At 57.4% G+C, this 2,422-nt stretch carries 1 protein-coding gene; it reads left to right on the top strand.

From position 1 onward, the window contains the following. The coding region (locus EAE91_RS23250; RefSeq protein ID WP_214090510.1) for a condensation domain-containing protein at positions 1-2,422 on the top strand (2,422 nt) is incomplete at both ends.

Raw genomic sequence — 2,422 nt, 5'->3', positions numbered from 1 at the left:
GCCCGGATGTACCGCACCGGGGATGTCGCCCGTTATTTGCCGGACGGCAATCTGGAATTTCTGGGCCGTAACGACCAGCAGGTGAAAATCCGTGGCTTCCGCATTGAACCGGGGGAAATTGAATCCCGGCTGGCGGAACACCCGGCGGTGAATGAATCGGTGGTATTGGCACAGGGGGAAGGGCAGGACAAACGGCTGGTGGCCTATGTGGCGGCAGACGCGAGCGAGGGGTTGATTAACCGTTTACGCGAACACCTGAGCGTTCAGTTGCCTGACTACATGGTGCCGGCGGCCTTTGTGCGGCTGGATGCGCTGCCATTGACGCCAAACGGTAAATTGGATCGTCAGGCGTTACCGGTGCCAGACAATGACGCCTTTGTCCGCCAGGTTTACGCCGCGCCGCAGGGAGAAACAGAAATCGCGCTGGCGGCTATCTGGCGTGAGTTGCTGGGGATTGAGCAGATCAGCCGGTATGACAGCTTTTTTGCGCTGGGCGGTCATTCGCTGCTGGCAATACGGATGGTTGAACGCCTGCGTTACCTGGGATTGTCGCTGACGGCGCGTGATCTGTTCCAGTCGCCGGTGCTGTCAGACCTGGCGAAAACACTGGGGCAGCATCAGGCGGTGACAGTGCCGCCTAACGTCATCACGCCGGCAACGACCGCCCTGACGCCGGCGATGTTGCCGCTGATTGATTTGACTCAGGCTGACATTGACTGCATCGTCAGACAGGTGCCGGGCGGGGTGAGCAACATTCAGGATATCTATGCCCTGTCGCCGTTGCAGGACGGGATTTTGTTCCACCACTTACTGGCAAACGAAGGCGATCCCTATTTGTTAACTGGCCGGATGGTCTTCGCTGATCGGGCTCTGCTGGACCGTTATCTGGCGGCAGTACAGCAAGTGGTTGACCGCCACGATGTTTTGCGTACCGCCTTTGTCTGGCAAGAGTTGTCTGTGCCGGCTCAGGTCGTCTGGCGTCAGGCGTCTTTATCGGTCACTGAGTTGGATTTAGACCCGGCGGATGGGCCGATTGGTGAACAACTGGCTCAACGTTTTAATCCCCGTCATTATCGTATTGAGCTGGATCAAGCGCCATTGTTGCGGTTTGTGGTGGCGCAGGAGACGGATGGTCGTTGGGCGGTGTTGCAATTACTGCATCACCTGATTGGCGACCATACCACGCTGGACGTGATGAACAGTGAGGTTAAGGCGTATCTTGCCGAACGAGAGGAGAGTCTGACTTCTCCAGTCTCTTTCCGTAATTTAGTGGCTGAAGCCCGGTTGGGCATGAGTCAGGAGGAACACACCCGTTTCTTTACCGGGATGCTGGCGGCGGTGGACGAACCGACGCTGCCATTTGGATTGACGGAGGTGCATCGTGATGGTTCACAGGTGACGGAATCCCACCGGATGCTGACGCCTGAATTGAATGACCGTCTGCGTGGCCAGGCCCGGCGTTTGGAGGTCAGTCTGGCGGCCTTGTGTCATCTGGCCTGGGCGCAGGTGTTGTCGCGTACCAGCGGACAAGAGAAAGTGGTGTTCGGTACGGTGCTGTTTGGGCGTATGGCGGCGGGAGACGGGGCTGACAATGGCATGGGGCTGTTTATTAATACCCTGCCGTTACGGCTGGATATCGATGAAACCCCGGTACGGGATAGCGTACAGACCACCCATACCCGACTGGCCGGATTACTGGCGCATGAACATGCTTCATTGGCGCTGGCTCAGCGTTGCAGTGGGGTTGCCAGCGGTACGCCACTCTTTAGCGCGCTATTGAACTATCGGCATAATGCTTTGTCGGCAACGTCACATGAACTGATCGACGGTATTGAATTGCTTGGCGGACAGGAGCGGACCAACTATCCGTTAATACTGGCGGTGGAGGATTTTGGCGCATCCCTGGGGCTGACGGCGCAGGTCGTGCAGCCGTTTGATCCGGAAAGTCTGTGCGGTTATATGCAGCAGGCATTGGAAAGCCTGGCGACCGCGCTGGAACAGGCCCCGGAAATGCCGGTACGGCAGTTGGACATTCTGCCGGAAACGGAGCGTACCTTGTTGTTAACAACCTGGAACGCGACGGAAGCCGCTTATCCTGACCCGTTATGTATCCATCAGTTGTTTGAACAACAGGTGGAGAAAACGTCTGACACGACAGCGTTAGTGTATGAAGAACAAACGCTCAGTTATGCCGAATTAAATGCCCGGGCTAACCGGCTGGCCCATCAGCTTATTGCGCTGGGCGTAGCGCCGGATCAGCGAGTGGCGATTTGTGTGTCGCGTTCACCGGCGATGGTGGTGGGGATATTGGCAATACTGAAAGCCGGCGGTGCCTATGTGCCGTTGGACCCCGCTTATCCGGGTGAACGTCTGGGGCATATCCTGCATGATGCGGCACCGACGGTGGTGCTGGCGGATAAGA

This window comes from Photorhabdus noenieputensis, assembly GCF_018448935.1.
GTDB classification, from domain to species: domain Bacteria; phylum Pseudomonadota; class Gammaproteobacteria; order Enterobacterales; family Enterobacteriaceae; genus Photorhabdus; species Photorhabdus noenieputensis.
This window is presented reverse-complemented; position numbering and strand designations above follow the sequence as displayed.